The 3,771-nt window shown below is 60.6% G+C and carries 5 protein-coding genes; 1 reads left to right on the top strand and 4 read right to left on the bottom strand.

Annotated elements, in window-relative coordinates; translation table 11 throughout:
* The 4 genes from PGX04_RS24530 to PGX04_RS24515 form a co-directional block, all read right to left on the bottom strand.
* Window positions 1-118 (bottom strand): NAD(P)-dependent oxidoreductase (locus tag PGX04_RS24530; protein ID WP_273740897.1); only part of this gene is annotated, 118 nt, incomplete at its 3' end.
* Window positions 119-147: 29 nt separating this feature from the next.
* On the bottom strand, window positions 148-1,230 hold the full coding sequence (ahbB, locus tag PGX04_RS24525) for a siroheme decarboxylase subunit beta (protein WP_273740896.1): 1,083 nt from the start codon (window positions 1,228-1,230) through the stop codon (window positions 148-150).
* Window positions 1,231-1,431: 201 nt separating this feature from the next.
* Window positions 1,432-1,701, bottom strand: coding sequence for an aldehyde dehydrogenase family protein (locus tag PGX04_RS24520; protein ID WP_337959487.1), 270 nt, complete (start codon window positions 1,699-1,701; stop codon window positions 1,432-1,434).
* 589 nt (window positions 1,702-2,290) lie between these two features.
* Window positions 2,291-2,704 (bottom strand): DUF5778 family protein, encoded by a 414-nt coding sequence (locus PGX04_RS24515; protein ID WP_273740895.1) that lies wholly within the window; start codon window positions 2,702-2,704, stop codon window positions 2,291-2,293.
* A 255-nt stretch (window positions 2,705-2,959) separates the two neighbouring features.
* Here PGX04_RS24515 and uppS point away from each other — a divergent pair.
* The coding region (gene uppS, locus PGX04_RS24510) for a polyprenyl diphosphate synthase (protein ID WP_273740894.1) at window positions 2,960-3,771 on the top strand (812 nt) is incomplete at its 3' end.

Below are 3,771 nucleotides of genomic sequence, written 5' to 3'. Positions count from 1 at the left end.
GGCTGACGACGAGCACCCGCGCTTCGCGGGCGAACCGCCGGGCCTTCCGGGCACCGACGTGGCCGCCGCCGAAGACGAGCACCGTCGCGTTCGTGAAATCGTGCAAAAGTGGAATCATCGTGTCTAAAGGGTTCCGTCTGTCCGTCGTTACCGCTCTCTGGTATTAGCATCGGCGCGCTCCGCCATCCGAATGCCGGTTTTCTTCAATATTTGCGTCGAAAACAGGGAGTCCCAGTCGTCGTCGGTCACGTCCCAGTACTCGCTCATGGTCTCGCGGACCTGCTCGATGCGCCGTTGGCTCTCGGCCTCGCTGCGACCGTGCGTCATCGCGAAGAAGTTGTACGGCCAGACGCCTTCGTGGCGCGGGCGCTGATAGCAGTGGGTGACGAAGGGCAACGCGGCGACTTCGGGGCCGACCTCGGGGACGACCTCGTCCGGCACGTTCCAGACCGTCATTCCGTTCTCCGTGTAGCCCAGCGCGTAGTGGTTCGGTACGACGCCGATCCGCCGAATTTTCTCCTCGCGCTCGAACCGTTTGATCGTCTCGAGCACCCACTCGACGTCCTGATCGATCGCCTTGACCACGTCCGCGTACGGCGTCTCGGTGAGCGGGAAGCCGTCCTGTATCTCGAGGACGAGGTCCCGTTCGGCCGGCGTGAGCGCGGATTCGTCGGTCGGCGTCACGTCGGGGCCGAGATCCGAACAGTCGATCCCGGCGGCTTCGGTGTCGCCATCGCCGTCGAACGGCCCGTCGACGTAGAACTTGGCCTCGACGCGGAACTCCTGTCGTTTGGGGAGGTTGTACGTCGTCTGGCCCGTCTCGTCCTCGATTTCGGCCAGCACCTTCTCGACGCGATCCTCATCGGCCACCGAGACGACGAACCAGACGTTCAAGTGCGGATGCTCGCGCTCGTAGTTGTGGGCCACCTCGCGGTGGTCGTTGACCCGCTCGACGATCTCGTCGAACCGGTCCGCGGGGGCGTGCATGGCGACCAGCGTCGCCGCGCCGCCGATCTCCTGGGCGTTGACGAGGGCTCCGAACCGCGAGAGAACACCGCGCTCGTCGAGGTCCTGAATCGTCTCGAGCAGTTCCGCTGCGCCGATGTCGACCCCGTGCTCGCGCATGGCGGCCGCGGCGGGCTCGAACGGCCGTTCCACGACGGGGAAGCCGCCCTGAAAGGCATTGACGACCGCCCGCTCGCGCTCCGTGAGGTCGATGTCCGTAGTCATAGGTGACGGTCGGGACGCGCCGGATATAAGCGAACCGGACGGTACCGGTCGACGGCGATAGTGAACGTAACCGATACGAAAACGCGGAAAACGCGTCGGGAATCAGTTACCCCGCCGCTTCGCTCCCACTCGACCGCCGTTCAGAAGAGATACTCGCGGTCCTCGTGTTGCAGCGAGATCCACTTCTTCTCGGTAATATCCTCAAGGAAGTCCGTTGTTGTAGCCGCCGACGCTGGAGGCGTCGGTGCCGCTGAACGAGACGTGGGCCTCGTCGTTGCCCGGGCGATCTTGACGTGACCATGTCGGTCTCGAGGCGATCAGCGATCCGTCGCCAGCGCTGACGTCGCCGGCATGGATGGAACCGGAGAGGCCGTACTCGACGGCGTTGTGGGATTCGACGGCCTTGTCGATGTCCGAGAACGGGATGACCGGCGCGATGGGACCGAAGTTCTTGTTGCACGTGGCGGCCATGTCATTGGTCGTATCGGAGAGGACCGTTGGCGCAACGACTAGCGAGTGTCGATTTGGTTTGTAGAACGAAAATTCTATTAATATAGATAGAAAATCATAGAGTATGGGGTTACTGAAAGGAAATTTTAATACAAAGCTCTTTTTAACAATTAGATTGATTGCTTTAATAGTGGTTTTGGGGCGATTCAGTACATCACTACCTGCGCTATTTTTATACGGAGTGCTAATTGTTGTATCCCTCTTAATTCCATATAAGCATGTAAACAATAGAATGCTATTATGGATTATTGGCTGTTCTTCTATTGGTGTTGGCGTCTGGTTCTATTTATGGGAGATGGATTCTTTCATAGTCTTATTACTTTACACTATGGCCGGGATTGTGGCAATCATTCTACCATATATTCTCCCCCAAAAATTCGTAGAATAAGATAATTATATGGAGAGTAGATCTCTTTATTTATGTATAATCTTTACAATCTGTGGTCTTGTAACAGTCACTGTACGATTCCTTGCTGTTATTCTAGCCTCTTGGGATTCAAATCGTTTTTCAGTCGGTGTCGGAAGCAGCCCGACCACTGGGGAGTGACAATTACCCTTCGACGCCCGTCACGTCGAAACCGAGCGCTCGAATTCCCTCGAGGATCGCCTCGTGGTCCGCGTTCGCCTCGTAGTAGATGACGATGTCGAAACTCCCCTCGCGCAGCAGTTGCTGGCACTCCCAGACGAACTCCTCGTCCTCAAGCGTGAGCCCTTGGTGCTGGTTCGAGGAGAAGTCGGTGTCGTCGTTGCCCGAGTAGACGTAGCAGTCCTGCGGGTCGTATCCCGACTGCTCGGCGATGATATCGCCGACGTCGATCGTCGCCTGCATCATCTGCACGTCCTCGCTGCCATCGTAGTCGGTGTGGACGATTGCTCCGTTGAGGGCGATGTCGCCGGGCTCGAGCAGCGCCCTGGTCCGCCGGTAGAGATCCTCGTCGAGCGCGTCGGAGTTGGTGTTCGTCATTATCGGAATCTACGGGGCCGGCCTGATAGCCGTCACGATTCCGACGGCGCGAGTGAACCGTCCCGGAGAGACCGAACCCGCCTTCAGACGGATTGCTGTACCGGATTCCCGGCGCAACCGCGGGACGATCCCAGGTGCGCCGACACCGACTGACAGTGTTCCGTCTCACGCCCGGGGCCGTGAGGGTGTCGCTCCGTCTCGCTGACGGAGGATGACACGCAAGAATCATAGGTCTAGGTAACTTTTCCCCGAGTAATGAAGCGGTGGCTCCGTCAACGTGTCGATTCGGCCTACGAGCGGCTGCTCTCCAGGGAGATCTCCGGCGCGCCGACACACGTCGCAGTGATTCAGGACGGGAACCGACGGTACGCCCGCCATCGGGGCGGCAACGCCCACGAGGGCCACCGGGCCGGTGCCGAAACGACCGAACGCGTCCTCGACTGGTGTCAGGATATCGGCGTCGAGGAGCTGACGCTGTACACGTTCTCGACGGAGAACTTCGAGCGGCCGGCGGAGGAAAACGAGGCGCTGTTCGACCTCCTCTGTGAGAAGCTCCACGAGTTCGCGGACGCCGACCGCGTCCACGAGAACGACGTCTGCATCCGCGCCATCGGCGAAACGGAGATGCTTCCCGAGCGGGTTCAAAACGCCGTCGAGTACGCCGAACGGCGCACGTGCGGCTACGATCAGTTCGTCCTCAACATCGCGCTCGCCTACGGCGGCCGCTCGCGACTGCTCGAGGCCGCCCGCGGGGTCGCGGCGGGCGTCGAAACGGGCGACCTCGAGCCCGACGAGATCGACGTCGAAGACATCGAGCGCCGGCTGTACGACCAGCCGGTTCGAGACGTCGACCTCATCATCAGACCCGGCGGCGACGAGCGAACGTCGAACTTCCTCCCGTGGCACGCCAACGGCAACGAGGCGGCCGTCTTCTTCTGTACGCCCTTCTGGCCGGAGTTCTCCAAGACGGACTTCCTCCGCGGGATTCGAACCTACGAACATCGTGAGGAATCCTGGCGGCGGACCCGCGCTCGCCGCGCGCTGGCCCTGCTCGGCGCGGTCAGCGA

The sequence above is a fragment of the Natrinema soli genome, assembly GCF_028618695.1.
The sequence above is the reverse complement of the archived record's forward strand: the minus strand, read 5'-3'. Positions and strand labels throughout refer to the sequence as shown.

What these genes read in the sequence shown, in the direction of transcription:
- ahbB (WP_273740896.1), bottom strand. Translation starts at nt 1,230, where the DNA reads ATGACTACGGACATCGACCTCACGGAGCGCGAGCGGGCGGTCGTCAAT.
- PGX04_RS24520 (WP_337959487.1), bottom strand. Translation starts at nt 1,701, where the DNA reads ATGGCCGCCACGTGCAACAAGAACTTCGGTCCCATCGCGCCGGTCATC.
- PGX04_RS24515 (WP_273740895.1), bottom strand. Translation starts at nt 2,704, where the DNA reads ATGACGAACACCAACTCCGACGCGCTCGACGAGGATCTCTACCGGCGG.